The following is a 17,473-nucleotide window of genomic DNA, read 5'->3' as shown; positions in this document are numbered from 1 at the left end:
CTTTAAAACAAAAACAGGTAGTTCCCTTATGGAAAACTACCTGTTTTTAATAGAAATAACGTTTACCAGCCTTCGCCTTTTTTGGCATGACCCGCTTTAATATGTTCTTCGGCTTTATCTTTACCCAATATCGCCGACATATTATTCCCTTCACTATCTTTACCAATGGCAATGTATCTGCCAGATTTGATATTGATAACAGGATCAATCATGGGTACATTCTTGGTTTTTGTTTTAACCGAATATGCAGTGATTCCGCTGCCTTCTTCTTTCTTCGCTTTAGCCATATAAATAAGTTTATAATAATGTATATACCTATTTAAGCATTATTTGTTTTGGCCGGACGCCGTGAGCGATAATCTTTTTTCTTGCCGTTTGAACTATTAGCCGAATGCCCGGACCTCTTTGAAACTGGTGCTTTACCTTGGGAGACTACAGGTTCAGGATGGAACCTTAAAGGCAAAGGATAGGGATGATCCTGGACAACGGGAATAGACTGACCGGTAAGTTTGTTAATATCTGCGAGGTATGGTTTTTCCTCCCAATCGCAGAAAGACCATGCAGTGCCACTCAATCCGGCTCTTCCTGTACGTCCAATGCGGTGTACATACGTCTCAGGCTGGTTGGGTAGCTCAAAGTTAATTACATACTTAAGTTCATCAACATCAATTCCGCGAGCAGCGATATCTGTAGCGACCAGTACACGTAGTTTGCCGGCTTTGAAGCCATTCAGTGCATTTTGCCTGGCATTCTGAGATTTATTTCCATGTATGGCTTCTGCAGTAATATTTGCTTTTTGCAACGACTTCACCAGTTTGTCGGCCCCGTGTTTGGTACGTGTAAATACCAAAACGGTATCCAGGGTTTTATCCTTCAATAAGTGAATTAAAAGAGCTGGCTTATCCTTTTTATCCACGGAATATACAGCCTGCGTTATTTTCTCTGCAGTAGAAGAAACCGGGGTTACTTCTACCTTTACCGGATTATTTAAGATAGAATTTGCCAGACCGGCAATTTCGTTCGGCATGGTGGCAGAAAAAAACAGTGTCTGTCTTTTTACCGGTATCTTTGTGATAATCTTTTTTACATCATTGATGAACCCCATATCCAGCATTCTGTCGGCCTCATCTAATACAAAAAGTTGTATCCTGTGTAAATTGACCACTTTCTGGTTTACGAGGTCTAACAATCTGCCTGGAGTAGCAACTAGTACGTCTGTTCCTTTTTTTAATTCATTGATCTGATTAAACGCCGATACACCGCCAAAAATAACCTGATGACGAATATCAGTGTGCTTTCCATATGCAGCGAAACTTTCTCCGATCTGTATCGCCAATTCACGTGTGGGACTCAATATCAGAGCACCAATAGACCTTTCATGGCGTGGACGTGCATTTTCAGAAAGCAATTGTAAAATTGGAAGGGCAAATGCTGCAGTTTTTCCGGTACCTGTTTGTGCACAGCCCAGTAAATCCTTCTTTTGTAATATAACAGGGATCGACTGCTCCTGTATGGGTGTAGGATTTTCGTATCCTTCCGTCTTAAGTGCCGCCAAAAGTGGCTCAATAAGATTTAAATTCTTAAAAGACAAATTATAAATATTTTAAATTAATTAATGCTAACAACCAAATGATATATACAAGGGGGTGTTATTTGTATATCCACCTCATTAAAATGAGCTTTTATCAAGGGTTAGAAGATGAAAACCAAAAACCGGGATTATGACGCAAATATAAGCATTTTAATAATACGATATAAAATAAAGATACTCAGCAGGTTAAAATACTATAAGAAAAACTGTCTGGTATTCAGAAATGGTTGAATATAGTGCGGAATCTTTGCGAGCCTAAAACCACAATTCACAAAAAAAAGCCGTAGCAGGGTATCCTGTTGCGGCTTTAACCAGCTGACACGTGTTTAGCGACCTATTTCAAGCCCGATTGCCTTGGCAATCATGGCCATCTTACTCAGCCAGGTTTTTAGCAATTGCTCCTTCCCTTTGGGATATTTTATCGTGAACAAAAATTCGCTTTTATCCATGGAAGAAGGAGTATTCAAAAAATCGAAAGGCAGGGCATTGTCCAAATACTTACCAAAATTATGTTCAAGAGCTACAGAGGCTGTTTTAATATCACTCGACTTCCAGTCTTCCTGTTCATATAACTCTAACATCTCCCGCTCCGTATTACCAAACAGGGCAGAAAACTCTGCTGCTGACAGATCCTGAGCATGCGCCACTTCTTTAACTATTTTACCAAAATGCATATTCCCCAATTTTAAATCATCATCAAACAAATCGTCAGGATGGATTCTTGTACGATCTATCTTGCGTTAGGTTTCAAACCATTTATTGAAAAATCCCGTTAATCTTTAAAAAGTAAAAAGCCGCAGATAATTCGCCATTGTTGTAAACAATAAATACTTTTGCAGTACCTAACAGTCAAATGTAAACAATGAAGTCGGAATTTGTGAAGCATATGCTCGTTTTCCTGTTTCTTTTCACAATAGTTGAGAGAACAGGAGTTTCCGTGATTTCGTTTATAGTTTCTCAAAGTGGCAGCAAGAACATTGTAATGTTATTAAACCAGCCAGAAAGTTCTACCCAGGAATCTGAAAACAAAGAAAAAACGCTTAAAGAATTTTGGGTATGCGATTTCCAGCTTATTGCTGATTCTCTAATCCTGGAAGCTGGCCAGCAAAAAAAGCGGGTAACAAGTAATCTTGATTACTCTTTACACAAGCCTTCAGTACCCTCACCTCCGCCCGATAAACGTTCTTAATCGATTTCGCGATTATTTATCCTATTGATATTATGCGCTTTTCTTTATAAAGAGAAGTGTTCACATATATTTTAAACCAAAATTTCTAGTTATGAACACAGTAAATTCGAAATTGACTGCGGCATTATCATTTGTTGCCGTGTTTTTATTGGCAAACAACGTAAACGCACAAAAACTCGACGACAAAGCGCTGATGGAAACAACCAGCCCTATTACTAACTCAGTTGAGCAATTATCAAAGCTAACACCCATATCATTTAATTACAATTCCGATTCCAAGAAGCTGAAACTTCCTACTTGTACGCAATACGGTTTTCAGCCAAGCGAAGTTCAGCAAGTGATTCCGGGGATTGTAAAATCGCAAAACAAGATGGTTCCTGCAGGAAAAAATGCCTTTAAGACAGTGACCATTGATACGGTAGATATGACCAGTCTGATTCCCTTTTTAGTTAGTTCTATTAAGGAGCAGCAAGCTGAAATTGAAAAACTTAAAGAAGAAGTTCGTACTTTAAAGAGTAGTGCTAGCGTAGCACAGTAATTTTTTAGTTTTTAGTAGTTTTTTGAAAAACAGGAGGCTGTCTCAAAAGGACAGTCTTTTGTTTTTTATCTCTTCCACCTTCTATGCGTCCATAGCCAACCATAGGGCTCTTCTTCAATGTTTTCTGTCAAGAGCTCTACATACTTTCGGGTAATTTCTCCATCATTCGCAGATTCTGCCTTAGAACTTACCGGCAGGCAGGTAATTTGGTAGCTCCCTTTTGACACTAGCGAAATATGCAGGTAAATGACAGCCGACCGGCTTTTATGGGCAATTTTTTCCATACCAGAAAAAACATATGTTTCCTGATTCAAAAGATTAAACCGGTATTTTTCCTCTTTTATCCCGGGACATTGATCGGCAAGGAACAGATAAACAGCAGGGGATAAATGGTTAGATAATATATGCCGTATCACCGATCTATCGGTAATCAACTTCATGCCAAAACGTGAACGAAGTTTGATCATCAACCTGTTCATCGTTGGCGACTTCAACGATTTGTAGACGGCATAGGTATCGTGGTGCATTTTATATGGCATGAAATTCAGCATCTCCCAATTACCACAATGGCCAAGGCAGGCAATTACATTTCGACCAGAGTTTATATACTGGTCTATCAGTCCTAGATTTTTAAATGTTATTTTCTTGTCAAGTACTTCTGCAGGAACGGATACCCCCTTTACAATCTCCGCAAAATAGGCAGAAAAGCACATGTAGAACTTTTTGATGATAGCATGAATTTCCCCATATCGCTTCTGCGGAAAAGAGCGTGTAATATTTTGAACGACTACCTCTTTCCGATATCCAACCATATAAAAGCTAAGAAAAAAAACAAAAGATCCAACTGCATAAAGAACCGTCATAGGCAGCAAACTTAGGGCATAGATGACTACATAGATACCTTTATATGTTACAGTTTGCAAGAATGGCTTCATTTTCATTGATTAAAATTTCATTTTCAAACCAAGCGACGCATATGCAGAAGCGGTGAAATAATAATCATTATCGGCAGCAAAAACGCCTTTCAACGTCCTGTCGCTGTAAGAAGCAGGTCGGTATAGATTAAATCCCGCCATACCAGTCAGGGACAATCCTATATCGCCAAACTTTATTTCCGGACGAAAGCCGGTGACAATATACTGATGAGAGAATATCACATCCTTGCCGTCTTTATTAAGCAAAGCGGCCTGGCCGTTCATTTCCATGGCATAGGATAGTTTGAACATGTCATTGAAATCATAACCTGCCGACACGTCCAGGCCGTCGACCAGTTCAATATTCACATCGAACTTTCCGTTGGTTTTCCATTTAAGGTAAACAGCGGGAAATACCATCGGATAACCTAGAGAGCTGTTTATGGCCAAACCTCCTCCTATATCCAGATTGGATTTCAGGTGGCGGACAAAAACGACGCTGCCGCTTGCGAGCATATTGTTAAAGCTGATTTTGGAGAGATCCGCAGAGCGTGTAAATACGCCCATTCCAACACTCGCCTTCATCGACCATCTGTCATTCAAGGGACGCAGGTGATATATTCCTAACTGCACATTCATAATTTCAGAGACCATGTAGTCTGAGAAGTTTTGGTTTTTCAACGAAACGTATGCCCCGCCAAGACCAATTCCCCAGGCTATCGGACGGTTGTTATCGTTCATTTTTATGGATAGCGGCATGGAGAACGCTCCCTGGTAGATCGTAGCAGAACCTTTGCCATCTCCAATTTTTTCCCTAGGTTTTTCGCCTGGAGGCAGATAGTAGTAGCCAGAATTTCCAATGTGCTCTGTCTTGAACGTAATTTCCTGTGCCTTTCCTTCCTGGTAAAATAGCGTTACCAATGTTGCTGAGAATAATAATATTAATTTCATGTGATTTGGACTTTTCATTGCGTCTATTCTTTTTTTTACGAGCAAAAGAATGACGAATAGAACACAATCGAAAGCAATAGGCGATCGACTTCAGAATCGATTGAATGAAATGCAGGTGGAGGAAAATGAACTGAATTTTTGACCCGGTTCAACAGAATACCAAACATTCAACTATTCCACGATCCCGTCCATCCATTTTAAAAAGTCTGGAACCCGTACCCGGCTTACTAAAACGTCGTGTGGACATACAGGTGAAAAAGAAAGTTTTAGTCGACTATTGAAGTATTTCGCAACATTTTCAATAGCTTTTAAATTCCCGATGCAATTACGCGAAACACGAAAAAACAAACGACTATCAAGTTGCTGCTCCAACTGGTCTAACGTATAGTTAATGATATAGCGCTTATCATGGAAGGTATGAAGAAAAACGACTCCCTCCTCGCTATAGAAATGAGCGACATCTGTAGTTTCTGTGTAATGATAATTTTCTCCTTTCGATATCAGGAATCGATTTTTGGTCTTAAGAGATAGAAATTGCCCAAAATTCTGTGGGTTATTCTTTCTATAAGGATAATGAAAGAGATTTTCGAATTTGAGCAATGCTTCCTCAAGTTCTTTCTCATCGAATGGTTTTAACAGGTAGTCGATGCTGTTCAGCTTAAACGCTTTAACAGCATGTTCATCATAGGCCGTAGTGAAAATAACGGGTGTAGTAATCTCTGCATAATGGAATATCTCAAAGCAATTACCATCGGCAAGGCGGATATCCAACAGAATTAAATCTACCGAAGATGATTTCAAAAAATCGATGGTGTCGACGACTGTCTTAGTATGCTTTTCCAACAGGTAGCCAGGACGTAACTTGCTCATCATCCGTTTCAGTTCTTCGTATGCGAAACGTTCATCTTCTACAATGAGGTACTTCATGGTTTGATATAAGGAATTTTCACGATAAACATCTGGTCAGTGTGCTCAATGATGACATCTTTTCCATATAACTTATACTGTTTGGTAATGTACTTCAACCCGATGCCGCTTTTATCCACATCGTTAGACGGTTGAATATTGTTTTCGACCGTAATATAATCGCTGTCAATCGTAATTTTAATATTCAATAATGCTTCTTCTATTGCGATATTGTGTTTAAAGGCATTCTCTATCAGCAGCTGTAGGGTAAGCGGAATAATCTTATTCTTTTCGAAGCCAGCAGTTTTACTTACTGTAAGAGAGAAGGAGTCTTCAAACCTCATTCTCATCAGGAATATATAGGAGTCCAGGGTGTCTAATTCTTCTGCGACAGACACAATCGGCTGCCTGGTAAGTGAAAGCACGTACCGATACGTTTTTGACAGCGCTTTTGTGAACTTATTCGCGTTGTCTGGATTTATATAGATTAAAGAAGATAATACATTGAGTGAATTAAAGAGGAAATGCGGGTTTATTTGTGCTCTTAATGTTTCGTGCTGGAATAATAGTACTTCCCGTTTCGCTTTTTCAGAATTGGCAATTGCTTTTTGTTCGGACTGGAAATAGTAGATCAGTTCGAATACCAACAGGATAGGAATATTCGCAGCCATCCCGAAAGCAAACTTTACCAGGAAAGGTGGCATCCCTTCTTTAGATATATTAAGCACATTATATATGATGTAATTGAAGAACCATAACAATATCAGGCAGATTACGATTATCCCTGCAATGCCTGCCATAATTCGGTAAAAAATATTCCTCGAATAGGGTAAGTACTTATTCAGGAATAGCAACAATTGATAATCAGCTATACACATCGTAAAGATGACTGCATAATGGGCAGATAGTTGAACATGGAAGTTACTCCATAAATCCTCTTTCATCAGGATAATGCTGAACAGCATCTGACACAAAGCATAAATAAGTGTTGAAGCGAAAAAGATTAGAAGATTTTTCGTGCCGATGTTCTTAATACGACCCATATTTCAAAAATAGAGTTTCCCTGAGAGGTAAACGATCAATCTCTTGAATTTCTGATGAAGTTCATTTTTAAGGTGATGAATTTCATCTTTTACACCCGTTCCTTACAAAGAGTGAGGCGTTTAAATAAAAAACCGCCTCATAGTTGATATGAGACGGTTTTGTTGACATAGGTAGTATTGAATTTTTGTATTAGTTATAACCGGGGTTATTCCCGAACTCTACTCCATTAAGCAAAGCATTAAGCTCTTCCTGACGGATAGGTCTCAGACGGTGGAAATTTTGAACGTCTACAATGTCAGGATTTCGCTCTTTAATAAAATTTACAAATTCTTGTCCATTGTTGCCATACAACATACGCTTTAGGTCAAACCAACGCATATATTCGCCGCAAAACTCTCTTGCACGTTCTTCCAATATAAAATTAGTTGTTATATCACCCGCCGAGACCTGCATGTCTGCAGTTTTTCCTGGCAATGCCGCACGGGTTCTTAGAACATTTATCGCCGTTGCTGCCCGATCTGAATTACCTAATTGAAATTCTGCTTCGGCAATGATCATATACATTTCAGCCAAACGCATCACGATTATATCCCTTGTACCAACTCTGGAATTAGCTGCTGCACGGCCAGGGTCCATAAACTTTTTCAACGTTACATAATCCCTCGTTCCTGCTCTGATTTTGCCTTCGGCATCATAGATGCTGTCACGGTCAATTACAATGTAAGGACGGAAAGCTTCATTGGTTATTCTTTTTTTGGTGATGTACAAGGCTGTATCAATACCTGGACGTATCACACTTCCTGTAAGAACCGGATTTTTCTGAAACTTAGATATGTTTGCGGGCGTCCACTGAAACGGGTCAGTTGAGTTGGCAATCCATATCTCCTGAAATGATGCCTGATACCTGGCGTCCTTAGTTTCATCAAAGTAATCCAATAACTGCAAGGTCGGCATTAGCCTGCGTTCGCTATCCAGCCCATATTCCAGGCTTGCTTGAAGGGCAGGTTTTAGGTCTCCTGTATAAGGCGTTTGGAAAGTCATAAACACCCGGTTTGCATTGTCTTCAATGTTTAAACCGGTATTAGTGGAGATACTGATCGTGTAAAGCGCTTCTATGTTGTGGCCATTTTCATTACTAGTATAATCCCATAATGCAGTAGGATTGGCGTGCAAATCGATTCCAAATTCAAGTTTTCTGTTAATTACATCTTGAGCCACATCCCGTGCCCGGCTGAAAAAACCGTTAGCCTCAGTTGTATTTCCAGCAGCTAAAGAGTAATAAGCCCTTGACAGTAGGGCTCTCGCTAAAAATCCCAATGCAGATTTTTTGCTGGCGCGGCTGTATTCAAGTCCCCATTGTTGTTGGGTTGGAAGATTAGCTGCAGCAAACTCAAGGTCAGATATAATTAAATTATAAAAATCGTTCACCGAACTCCTGGTAGCAGTCAACTCAGGCTCTTTAGTCTCCTGAGTACGCAGCATGACGCCTCCCCAGGTTTCTACAATGTGCCAATAATAGAAGGCTCTTAGGAAGCGTAATTCGCCTTCCCTTTTATTCCGTTCATTAATATCCGTGAAACCAGCATCTCCAATCCGATTAATTCCGGCATTACATAGGTTTATACCTTTCCATAGTTCCCTCCAAGTGGCCCTGACCGGGTTACCCTGTAAAGAATTAAGTCCGACATACTTCGTAAGCTGTTGTGCGTAACCATTCTTCTCGCGGTTAAACCAAAGGTCTGTTCCGCTTTCACCCATGAAAATGCCGTCTTCTTTACTGTACCAGTTTCTTTGGTCTGAATACGCCGCATTTACAAGAGTAATAAAGCCGTCCGGAGTACTCCAGGCAGCATCTGCAGTAGCACCTGATGGATTATATTCCTCTAATTTTCGGCAGCCATTTAGTCCGGAAATTAAAACGCCAACCATACATCCAGTATATATATATTTAATAAGTTTCATAAGATTCTCTATAATATAAGTTTAAGATCATAAAATCGCATACTATAAATCAAAGTTTACACCCAGTACAAACTGACGGCTTAAAGGTGATGATTCTGAACCTCCTCCTTCTGGATCATATCCCTTCAACAAGTCGTTTTTTGCAATAGTGAAAATATTAGAACCCGTGGCATAAATCCTCACTCTTCCTGCAGATATCTTATCAGTTATCCGTTTCGGCAAGGTATATCCTAGGGTCACATTCCTGAGTTTAAAGTACGATCCATCAACATAAGTAAGAGTCTGATAGCCCGTATAATTAGTCAAAGGTTGTCCATAAAGAGGACGAGGGTAATCATTACTTGGATTTTCAGGCGTCCAATAGTTTATCACAGCATAGGTATTGCCTATGCCCGATGGATTGTATCTTCCCAGAAACTCTGCATCAATAGTCTGTCCCACCCTTGCAATCAGGAATAGATTCAGATCAAAATTTTTGTAGCTAAATGTATTCTGGAAACCTCCGATCCAGTCAGGCACTGTCGAGCCAATATAGGTCAGATCTTTAGCATCAATAATAAAATCACCATTGAGGTCGGCTAGCTTTATATCCCCTGGCTGAAAAGCTGTCGAACCAAATTTATAACTGGAGGCCGTAGCCAATTCATCCGTCTGCCAAATTCCCAACTTGCGGTAAGTATAAAATGAGCTGATTGGTCGACCTAGCAAGAGCGAATTCTCTTCCTGTCCTGAGGCTGCGATAATATCTATTCCATTAATTAGCTCTGTGATCTTTTCTTTGTTTCTGGCAAATGTAAGGGTGGAGGACCAGCGGAAATCTGGTTTCTGGATGTTGGTAGAATTTATAGTGAGCTCGATACCTCTGTTTTTAGTTTCAGCTATGTTTTGAAATATACTACCAACTCCAGATGAGAAGGGAAGATTTCTCGGAAGCAGAATATCGCTTGTAACTGTATTGTAAAACTCCATTGAAGCACTTACCCGGTTATTCAATAACCCAAGATCTAATCCAATATTGGTGGAAGTTGATCTTTCCCAGGTTAGATTCGCATTTGCTACTGTGCCCTCAAACTGATAACTGGGTGCTGCAACGTCTCCAAATCCCATTCTGCTTAGCGGAGTTAAAAGGCTTTGGGTATCATAAGGATCTATATTGAAATTACCCGAAGCGCCATAACTTGCTCGAAGTTTAAGGTTTGAGAAGGTTGACTTCAGCGGGCTGAAAAAACTTTCATCACTGATATTCCAGCCTAGAGCTAAAGAAGGAAAGAAATCCCATTTCTTCCCGGCAGATAAACGGGATGCACCATCAAAACGACCGGAAGCTGTAAATAAGTACCGCCCTTTGTAACTGTAATTCAGCCTTCCTGCGTAAGCCATATTGGTCCATCCTACATATTCAGTAGAAATATCCCTCGCTCCAGCGTCCGCGCTTGTTGAACCAAGGTTATAAAACAATTGAGAAGAAAGCACTTGCCTTACACCCTGCGCGAAGGTTTCATCTGCGTCACTTTGTATATAGCTTGTAATACCTGTCAAGGTAACCGTATGATCCTGCATTTCCCTGGTGTATGTCAAGACATTATCCCAGTTTATAAAACGATTGAATTCATTGGTGACAGATGCTTCAGAAAACCCGGTGGTATATCTGTCTAATGACTCTCCTCCATTGAAAATACCACGTTTGTTAAAATTGAATACGGTGGCTAGATTGGACTTGAACGTCAGGCCTTTAATTGGTGTCAATTCAATATAACCGTTAGCCCTGATGTTCGTTCGCAAATTTTGATCTCTGGCAACAAAATCAGAAGCTTCATCCGCCAAGGGGCTTATTGAACCGGCCGCCTCACCAGCAGACAAAAGTGGATAAAGGTCTACTTGTCCGTTTTCGTCGTAAGCAGTACCCAAAGGTGCAACGGACATCACTTGTCCAAGAGGATCATTTCTAAGATGCTGTCTTGAATAAGTTATTTGAGTTTGCACACCGGCTTTCGCCCATTTATTTACAACTTGATCTATATTGAAGCGCCCGGTATATCTGTTAAAATCACTGCTACGCAACATCCCAGTCTCCTTAAAATAACCCAGGGAACCGATGATTCTTGTTCTTTCAGAACCGCCATTTACTGTTACGTTATGGCTTTGCTGATAGCCATTCTGGATGATCAGGTCATGCCAGTCGATCCACTGGCCATTCTGATAGGCATCGAACTCTCCAGTTTCAGCAAATACATTCCTGTCATCCTCCGGACTGGCCCAGATTCCTCTGGTAACCCCGGCTTCTCTCCTAAGGCGAACATAATCGTCACCAGTTTTTAATTTGGGAAAACGGTAATCGCTAACACCTGCATAAGCATTGTAACTAACCTTAGTTTTACCTGCCACACCTTTCTTTGTAGTCACAATGATCACACCATTGCCACCCTGCGAGCCGTAAATTGCAGTAGAAGATGCATCTTTTAACACATCAATCGACTCAATATCATTCGGGTCCAAAGTGCTTATATCCCCTCCCTGAAAACCGTCAATAATATACAATGGAGCATTCCTCTCATTCAAATCATCTCTATCTGCGATGGATCGAGTCCCCCTAATAACAATATTAGTACCAGCCCCTGGCTCGCCGGAAGACCTAACTATATCAGCTCCCGATATCCTTCCCTGTATAGCTTCTGCAGCGTTATGGGTCGGAACGCGAGTAATATCTTCAGCTTTAACAGAAGACACCGCTCCCGTAAGATCCCGCTTTTTAACAGCGCCATACCCGATTACCACTACTTCATCAAGTGCAGCAGCATCTTCGCTTAAAGTAATACCAATTCTCGCCTGTCCCGGACTTACAGAAACCTCCTTATCAGTAAAGCCTAGATACTTAACAACTAAAGTGACCGGCGCATCTCCCGGAATACTCAAAGAAAAATTACCGTCGATATCTGTTGAAGCTCCACGAGTAGTTCCTTTCACAATAACACTTGCACCAGGCAAAGGCTCACCCGTGGTTGACGTTACTGTACCTGTAACCGTATAATCCTTAGATTCGCTATTAGCCGCTTTGATAACAATCATTTGCTCTATCAGCTCAAAGGCAAGCGGCTGTCCTTTGAGAACCTGTTGCATAACCGACTCAATACCGGCATTCTCTGCAAACACAGAAATCTGCTGATTAAGATTGACCTGATCCTGACGGTAAAAAACCGTATAGTCACTGCTCTTTTCAATCTTTTTAAACATTTCTTTAACCGTTGTCCTGGTTTCATTGAGGTTAAAGTTCTTTTGAGAATAAACAGCGGCATGTATCTGCATGATGCCGGTGAATATCAAAATAGTAATAAGCTTCATAGCTTTTAATATTTTTCGCCATGCAGGAACAGCGAATAGAGAAATTCTACACGAAAAAATCATAGATTTGAGAATTATTAGTTAATACTGTGCTTCCCCAAGCTCTGGGTATTAGCTATTTAATTTTTAGAAGATTCCGGGGTGTTAGCGCATCCCGGTTTTTTTAGTTTTCCTTTTTTTAAGTCATACTTAATTGTTTAGTTTATGATTAATTAGTCAAATAAGATTATTGGTCTTTATCGATTGTGATCTGTGATCCCTCTGTGTGACAGGTTATTGGAGTTGTTTCTTCTATTACTTTTAGAACTGCCGAAATACTTCGTATGTTTTTAAAAGTTCCGACATATTTCAAATTTTTCAGCGACTCATCCGCAATCAAAATCTTTACATCATAACGCCTTTCAAGAACCCGCATAATATCTTCAAAAGTGTCCCCGTCAAATACAAGTACATCTTCTTTCCAACCATTATACTCGTTTACTTCCTGCGGATCTATCTGTAATACTTTCACAGGTTCAGCATGCAAATGCTTATTAAGTTCAGGACTTGAGTGCTGAGCGTTTACACGATGAGTATTTATACTCAGCACCTGGTTTGCATCAAGGAAAACCTTGCTTTCAGATCCTGATCTTTGATTTATCTTGCCTTCAACCGAAACCTTACCTTCGACTACAGCAGTTTCGAACACGTTTTCATCAGGATAGGCTTTAACATTAAACACTGTCCCTACGTCTCTTATAGTAAACCGATCTGTTTTAACCAGGAAGGGAATGTTCGTTTTGGCAGGTGCAATATCAAAATAGGCTTCCCCTTTCAAGTAAATAGTTCTGTTTTTTTCTCCAAAGTTTTTCGAGTAAGTAATCTGGCTACCCGCATTTACCCAAACCAGGCTGCCATCAGGTAACGTTAGTTTTCTTTTTGCACCCTTGGGAACACTCAGCGTCACCATCGAGTCAAATGCTCTATTTTTTTGATAACGATAGAGACCGGCAATACAAGCCAGCATAAGGCAAGCTGCAACGGCCATTTTTGACCAGAATGTTGTTTTTTTATAAAAAGGTATTGTTGTTTTTTTCAGGAAAGATAAATAGGCCTGGTCAACATCGATAAGATCCTGATTGGCATAAAAACTGTTATGCCAGGCTTCATAAAGCTCAATATAATACTTCTCATGCTCAGGCTTGCTCCTAATCCACTCCTTTACTTCAGCAGATTCAGTCTCGTCGGCCTGACCGGTGATGTATTTTACTAATAGGTTTTTAACGGTCTCGTTCATTAACGTCTATAAGACAATTAAAAAGACCAAAACCCCCAAAATTCTTTTAAAAAATTGATTTTTTATCTTTTCGATCTTCTTCAAACGCCTTACGTATGCGTCTGAGATGCATAGTAAGTTATACGCCCCCGAATACCATCAGCAAAAAAACAAATAAATGCTTCAAACAGGCTCGCATTCTTTCTAGTGCTATGGTCATGTGACGTTCAACTGTTTTAGGTGATATATTCAGTTGCTGAGCGATCTCCTTATTTTTTAGTTGTTCAAACCTGCTAAGTTTAAAAACTTCCCTGCATTTTTCCGGTAAGTCTTGGATAGCCTTCTGTATCTGTTCAGCCAGCTCTTTTTCCTGATAAGGATTTCTACTTACTTCCGGAATTTCTGAGAGCATGTTATGCCTCGCCAAATAGTTTACATATTCGCTTTCAATCTTTTTGTGTTTGAGGTAATTAAGACAACGATTCTGAACCATCCTATATAGATAGGCATTGGCAGAACTGTTAAATTTCAAAAAGTCTTTTTGAGCCCAAAGATAAGTGAAAGTATCAGACACAATTTCCTCTGATACCTGTAGATCGTTAACGAACTTATTGGCAAAGACAGAAAGCCTGGAGTAGTATTTTCTAAACAGCTCTTCAAATACCTTTTCCTCACTGAGCTGACTATTCCCTTCAACCGGTTTATCGGCAGTTAAAGTGACAGCACTCATTATAGAGGTAATTGTTTCGGCCATTATTGTATTGATCTTTAATTGATTCGAGAAAGAAGAATGACAAACATCGCATTTTGTTTTAACATAACGATAATATTGAAATCTGTTTTCTATTCCAATGACGTAAAGTGCAGCTGTTTATTATCTCTCATTTTGAAAAGGAACGCAATTTGAAACTCGGCAAGCGAACTGCGATAAAGATTTTTAAATTTGTGAGATGACTATTGAGGAACTAGAAGAATTTTTTAAAGGCCGCGAATTACCTAAAGAAGTACAGATAAACAGGGCTGTCAGGATTACGGATGTTCAGCTTTTTTTAACAACGGGTATTGCGCAGGTGAAAGCCAGGGGAACAACAAATCCATGCTACTGGCATCTTTTAGAACTAAGGGAACATCTGCTTAAAATGGATTCAGGAGAAATGCAGGAACAATAGTCTTATCGTTTATCTTTGAAAAATGCCGGTTCAATCTTACATAGGTTTAAAGCAGCTGCTCTTGCGCATTCAGAATCAGCTAAGAGGTGGTTTTCCCGCTTCTTACTGGATCAGAGCCGAGGTTGCTGGCATAAGAAGAACCGGTTCTCATATCTATTTTGAGCTGCTCGAATTGGAGCGCGGTGTTAAGGTTGCGCAGGTCAAAGGCTGTGCCTTCTACGGCGAGGGAACTACAGCTATTTCCGACTTCGAAAAAGTAACAGGACAGAAGTTTATCGAGGGAATAAAAATAGGCTTAAGGGTATCCGTTAACTATCATCCTGTATATGGCCTAAGCCTGGTACTTTGTGAGATTGACGCTCAACTCACTCTCGGAGGAATTGAACTTCAACGTAAACAGACGCTTGAAAAGCTGCTGGCCGATCATCCCGGCATTATTCGGCTACAGGATGGCAATTATATCACCCCGAACAAACTCTTGCCTTTGCCCAGGGTAATTCAACACATCGCCCTTCTGACTTCAGAGACCTCGGATGCGTATAACGATTTCATGCACTGCCTGCAAAGCAATTCGTACCAATATAACTTTCATGTTGACGTCTATAGTGTTTTAGTACATGGATATGGTGCGGCCACTTCCCTAGCCCAGGCGCTGCATAAACTTACTCAGTCCGGTATGAGATATGACGCTGTGGTGATCAGTCGTGGTGGTGGAGCTCCTGCAGATTTTCTTCCTTTTGACGATTATCATCTGGCATTGCAACTGGCTCGTATGCCCATACCTGTGATCACCGGCATAGGACATCATATGAACCAGGGAATATGTGATTTTTTTGCCCGTGTACATACCAAAACACCAAGTATCGCTGCCCAGTTTATCATTGATCGTAACCATTCCTTCGAAAAGCAATTGCTGTCCTTATCGGCCAGCATTAAAAGCAAGGGTATTCAGCTCCTTGGGAAAGAGGGAAATGATTTTCAAAGAATGAAGAGGGAACTTAACTTCGCATTAGAGGGTCTGGTAAGGAACAAGCAAGTAAAGCTCAGTAATTTTCAAAGAACTATATTTCACAAGGCCACCGAACTATTAGTATCTGGAAAACATCAGTTAAAGAACAAACAGTTGTACTTAAGCAGTAAATCGCAGCTGCTCCTTCACAGATATGAAAAAGAGCTCGCCGAAAAAGCGCTGACCTTTACCTTTATACCAAAGCAGATCATCCGTGCAGAAAAGCAAAGATCACTGGCATTTCAAAAGCAATTGCTTAGCAGGTTACCACAGGTGGTAGATCTTCAGAAACGGGAATTAAATAGCTTAAAGGATAATATCCAGAATTTAAGTCCCGAAAAAATACTAAAGCGCGGATTTGCGCTTATAAAAAAAAATGGAAAGATTATATCTGACTCTTCAGATGTTAACCCAGGAGATTCATTACAGATTGTACACCAACAGTTTCTCATAGATACTGAAGTAAAAAATAAAACTGATTATAATGGAAATGAATTTAACGTATGAGCTGGCTTACCAGGAGCTGGAAGAAATATACGACCTGATTAATAACGAGCAGGTCTCGATTGACGAGCTAGCCACTAAGGTGAAGAGAGCTGCCGTGCTTATTAATTTTTGCCAGGACAAGTTGCGATCTACCGAGGCGGAGATCAATGGGATAATAGTGGAAATGAATAATACGGAGAAGTCAGACGCTGGTAACAGCACAGCCAGAGAATCCGGAACTAGCGAGTTGTTTTAATTAAATCATTCTACTAGTATTTCTACCCTATATAATGAAGATATTTTTAACTTGCATAATCGTTATCCGATGATTCGCAGTGACCATGCAAATTTCTACATGGTCTGCACGTAAATCCATTTTTTACTATTATCCCGGTAATTACAGGCGTATACCCGTGGCCCTGTGTCACACTTTCTCGTACCTGTCACTTTGTCACTTCCTAAAAAAGCTATACACAAAAACAGTGTATGGAACAGAAAGAAACGTTTGTAAATCGAGAGAACAAAGGTCAGCCGTTTGATAAACGGTTAATCAAAGAGATTGTAAAGCTGGTTGAAGAAGGCTTGCCACGAAGAGAAGCAGTAGCGCGCTATGGAATGAGCAAAGGAACGTTGAGCGAGTGGATGAAGATCTATGGCTCGGATCAGTATCGGACGAATAAAAGGCGTACGTACAAGCCGGCAGAAAAGCGGAGTGTTTTACGGGCTATTGAGTCAGGAATGACAGCCAGAGAAGTACAAATTGCTTTTGGGATAACCAATGCCCATATGGTTCGGGCTTGGGTTAGAGAAGCTAAACAAGAAAATGCCGACCTTAGCCTAACTAAATCCACTACACCCCTTATGGCTGAACCATCAAAGAAAAGCGACAATGATCAGGTGCAGGCACTTCAACAAGCCCTGGCAGAGGCAGAACTAAAGATTAAAGCCCTTGACACTCTGATTGATATTGCCGAAGAGCAACTTAAAATCAATATCAGAAAAAAGTCTGGTGCCAGGCAGTCTCAAAAATGAAACAGGACTATCCCAGCAAAGGAATAGCTACACTGTGCAGACTGTTTGGCAAAACACGACATGCCTATTATGATCATGGATGGCGCCT

General features: G+C 40.4%; 17 protein-coding genes. 6 read left to right on the top strand and 11 right to left on the bottom strand.

What is annotated here, in order from left to right; translation table 11 throughout:
- Positions 1–62: 62 nt before the first annotated feature.
- The 3 genes from J3P37_RS19350 to J3P37_RS19340 form a co-directional block, all read right to left on the bottom strand.
- The gene (locus tag J3P37_RS19350) at positions 63–287 is read right to left on the bottom strand and encodes a hypothetical protein (protein ID WP_256013011.1); all 225 of its coding nucleotides are present in this window, start codon (positions 285–287) and stop codon (positions 63–65) included.
- Positions 288–319: 32 nt separating this feature from the next.
- Positions 320–1,591, bottom strand: coding sequence for a DEAD/DEAH box helicase (locus J3P37_RS19345; protein WP_256013010.1), 1,272 nt, complete (start codon positions 1,589–1,591; stop codon positions 320–322).
- Between the two features lie 326 nt (positions 1,592–1,917).
- Complete coding sequence (locus tag J3P37_RS19340; protein WP_256013009.1) at positions 1,918–2,265, bottom strand: hypothetical protein; 348 nt, start codon at positions 2,263–2,265, stop codon at positions 1,918–1,920.
- A 188-nt stretch (positions 2,266–2,453) separates the two neighbouring features.
- Between J3P37_RS19340 and J3P37_RS19335 the strand changes: the two genes are divergently transcribed.
- Both J3P37_RS19335 and J3P37_RS19330 read left to right on the top strand, forming a co-directional pair.
- Positions 2,454–2,780 carry a hypothetical protein gene (locus J3P37_RS19335; RefSeq protein ID WP_256013008.1) on the top strand — a complete coding sequence of 109 codons (327 nt, stop codon included), beginning with the start codon at positions 2,454–2,456 and terminating at the stop codon, positions 2,778–2,780.
- 91 nt (positions 2,781–2,871) lie between these two features.
- Positions 2,872–3,318 carry a tail fiber domain-containing protein gene (locus tag J3P37_RS19330; RefSeq protein WP_256013007.1) on the top strand — a complete coding sequence of 149 codons (447 nt, stop codon included), beginning with the start codon at positions 2,872–2,874 and terminating at the stop codon, positions 3,316–3,318.
- A gap of 65 nt (positions 3,319–3,383) precedes the next feature.
- Here J3P37_RS19330 and J3P37_RS19325 read toward each other — a convergent pair whose 3' ends face one another.
- From J3P37_RS19325 to J3P37_RS19290, 8 genes are all read right to left on the bottom strand, one after another.
- Positions 3,384–4,253 (bottom strand): lysophospholipid acyltransferase family protein, encoded by an 870-nt coding sequence (locus tag J3P37_RS19325; RefSeq protein WP_256013006.1) that lies wholly within the window; start codon positions 4,251–4,253, stop codon positions 3,384–3,386.
- A gap of 9 nt (positions 4,254–4,262) precedes the next feature.
- Positions 4,263–5,183: a DUF6268 family outer membrane beta-barrel protein gene (locus J3P37_RS19320; RefSeq protein WP_256013005.1), complete on the bottom strand. Its 921-nt coding sequence runs from the start codon at positions 5,181–5,183 to the stop codon at positions 4,263–4,265.
- A gap of 171 nt (positions 5,184–5,354) precedes the next feature.
- Positions 5,355–6,110: a LytR/AlgR family response regulator transcription factor gene (locus J3P37_RS19315; protein WP_256013004.1), complete on the bottom strand. Its 756-nt coding sequence runs from the start codon at positions 6,108–6,110 to the stop codon at positions 5,355–5,357.
- The gene (locus tag J3P37_RS19310) at positions 6,107–7,033 is read right to left on the bottom strand and encodes a sensor histidine kinase (RefSeq protein ID WP_256013003.1); all 927 of its coding nucleotides are present in this window, start codon (positions 7,031–7,033) and stop codon (positions 6,107–6,109) included. The genes J3P37_RS19315 and J3P37_RS19310 overlap by 4 nt, the downstream gene beginning before the upstream one ends.
- A 289-nt stretch (positions 7,034–7,322) precedes the next feature.
- Positions 7,323–9,095, bottom strand: a complete 1,773-nt coding sequence (locus tag J3P37_RS19305; RefSeq protein ID WP_256013002.1) for a RagB/SusD family nutrient uptake outer membrane protein — start codon at positions 9,093–9,095, stop codon at positions 7,323–7,325.
- 42 nt (positions 9,096–9,137) lie between these two features.
- Positions 9,138–12,434, bottom strand: coding sequence for a TonB-dependent receptor (locus tag J3P37_RS19300; RefSeq protein ID WP_256013001.1), 3,297 nt, complete (start codon positions 12,432–12,434; stop codon positions 9,138–9,140).
- 226 nt (positions 12,435–12,660) lie between these two features.
- Positions 12,661–13,710 (bottom strand): FecR family protein, encoded by a 1,050-nt coding sequence (locus tag J3P37_RS19295; protein WP_256013000.1) that lies wholly within the window; start codon positions 13,708–13,710, stop codon positions 12,661–12,663.
- 118 nt (positions 13,711–13,828) lie between these two features.
- A complete protein-coding gene (locus J3P37_RS19290; protein ID WP_256012999.1) occupies positions 13,829–14,443 on the bottom strand; it encodes an RNA polymerase sigma-70 factor in 615 nt (204 codons plus the stop codon).
- Between the two features lie 196 nt (positions 14,444–14,639).
- Between J3P37_RS19290 and J3P37_RS19285 the strand changes: the two genes are divergently transcribed.
- The 4 genes from J3P37_RS19285 to J3P37_RS19270 all read left to right on the top strand — a co-directional run bounded on the left by J3P37_RS19285 (position 14,640) and on the right by J3P37_RS19270 (position 17,385).
- Entirely contained in the window at positions 14,640–14,858 is a 219-nt protein-coding gene (locus J3P37_RS19285; protein WP_256012998.1) for a DUF6965 family protein, read from the top strand.
- 22 nt (positions 14,859–14,880) lie between these two features.
- Positions 14,881–16,374 (top strand): exodeoxyribonuclease VII large subunit, encoded by a 1,494-nt coding sequence (xseA, locus tag J3P37_RS19280; protein WP_256012997.1) that lies wholly within the window; start codon positions 14,881–14,883, stop codon positions 16,372–16,374.
- Entirely contained in the window at positions 16,352–16,609 is a 258-nt protein-coding gene (gene xseB / locus J3P37_RS19275; protein ID WP_256012996.1) for an exodeoxyribonuclease VII small subunit, read from the top strand. Before xseA ends, xseB begins: the two co-directional genes overlap by 23 nt.
- A 230-nt stretch (positions 16,610–16,839) precedes the next feature.
- The gene (locus tag J3P37_RS19270) at positions 16,840–17,385 is read left to right on the top strand and encodes a COG3415 family protein (protein ID WP_256012995.1); all 546 of its coding nucleotides are present in this window, start codon (positions 16,840–16,842) and stop codon (positions 17,383–17,385) included.
- Positions 17,386–17,473: the final 88 nt, after the last annotated feature.

The sequence above is a fragment of the Desertivirga xinjiangensis genome, assembly GCF_024436435.1.
GTDB lineage: Bacteria > Bacteroidota > Bacteroidia > Sphingobacteriales > Sphingobacteriaceae > Desertivirga > Desertivirga xinjiangensis.
This window is presented reverse-complemented; position numbering and strand designations above follow the sequence as displayed.

Excerpts from the sequence above, each read along its gene's own strand:
- J3P37_RS19350 (WP_256013011.1), bottom strand. The coding sequence starts at position 287 with ATGGCTAAAGCGAAGAAAGAAGAAGGCAGCGGAATCACTGCATATTCG.
- J3P37_RS19340 (WP_256013009.1), bottom strand. The coding sequence starts at position 2,265 with ATGCATTTTGGTAAAATAGTTAAAGAAGTGGCGCATGCTCAGGATCTG.
- J3P37_RS19335 (WP_256013008.1), top strand. The coding sequence starts at position 2,454 with ATGAAGTCGGAATTTGTGAAGCATATGCTCGTTTTCCTGTTTCTTTTC.
- J3P37_RS19330 (WP_256013007.1), top strand. The coding sequence starts at position 2,872 with ATGAACACAGTAAATTCGAAATTGACTGCGGCATTATCATTTGTTGCC.
- J3P37_RS19325 (WP_256013006.1), bottom strand. The coding sequence starts at position 4,253 with ATGAAGCCATTCTTGCAAACTGTAACATATAAAGGTATCTATGTAGTC.
- J3P37_RS19320 (WP_256013005.1), bottom strand. The coding sequence starts at position 5,183 with ATGAAATTAATATTATTATTCTCAGCAACATTGGTAACGCTATTTTAC.
- J3P37_RS19315 (WP_256013004.1), bottom strand. The coding sequence starts at position 6,110 with ATGAAGTACCTCATTGTAGAAGATGAACGTTTCGCATACGAAGAACTG.
- J3P37_RS19310 (WP_256013003.1), bottom strand. The coding sequence starts at position 7,033 with ATGAAAGAGGATTTATGGAGTAACTTCCATGTTCAACTATCTGCCCAT.
- J3P37_RS19305 (WP_256013002.1), bottom strand. The coding sequence starts at position 9,095 with ATGAAACTTATTAAATATATATATACTGGATGTATGGTTGGCGTTTTA.
- J3P37_RS19300 (WP_256013001.1), bottom strand. The coding sequence starts at position 12,434 with ATGAAGCTTATTACTATTTTGATATTCACCGGCATCATGCAGATACAT.
- J3P37_RS19295 (WP_256013000.1), bottom strand. The coding sequence starts at position 13,710 with ATGAACGAGACCGTTAAAAACCTATTAGTAAAATACATCACCGGTCAG.
- J3P37_RS19290 (WP_256012999.1), bottom strand. The coding sequence starts at position 14,443 with ATGGCCGAAACAATTACCTCTATAATGAGTGCTGTCACTTTAACTGCC.
- J3P37_RS19285 (WP_256012998.1), top strand. The coding sequence starts at position 14,640 with ATGACTATTGAGGAACTAGAAGAATTTTTTAAAGGCCGCGAATTACCT.
- xseA (WP_256012997.1), top strand. The coding sequence starts at position 14,881 with ATGCCGGTTCAATCTTACATAGGTTTAAAGCAGCTGCTCTTGCGCATT.
- xseB (WP_256012996.1), top strand. The coding sequence starts at position 16,352 with ATGGAAATGAATTTAACGTATGAGCTGGCTTACCAGGAGCTGGAAGAA.
- J3P37_RS19270 (WP_256012995.1), top strand. The coding sequence starts at position 16,840 with ATGGAACAGAAAGAAACGTTTGTAAATCGAGAGAACAAAGGTCAGCCG.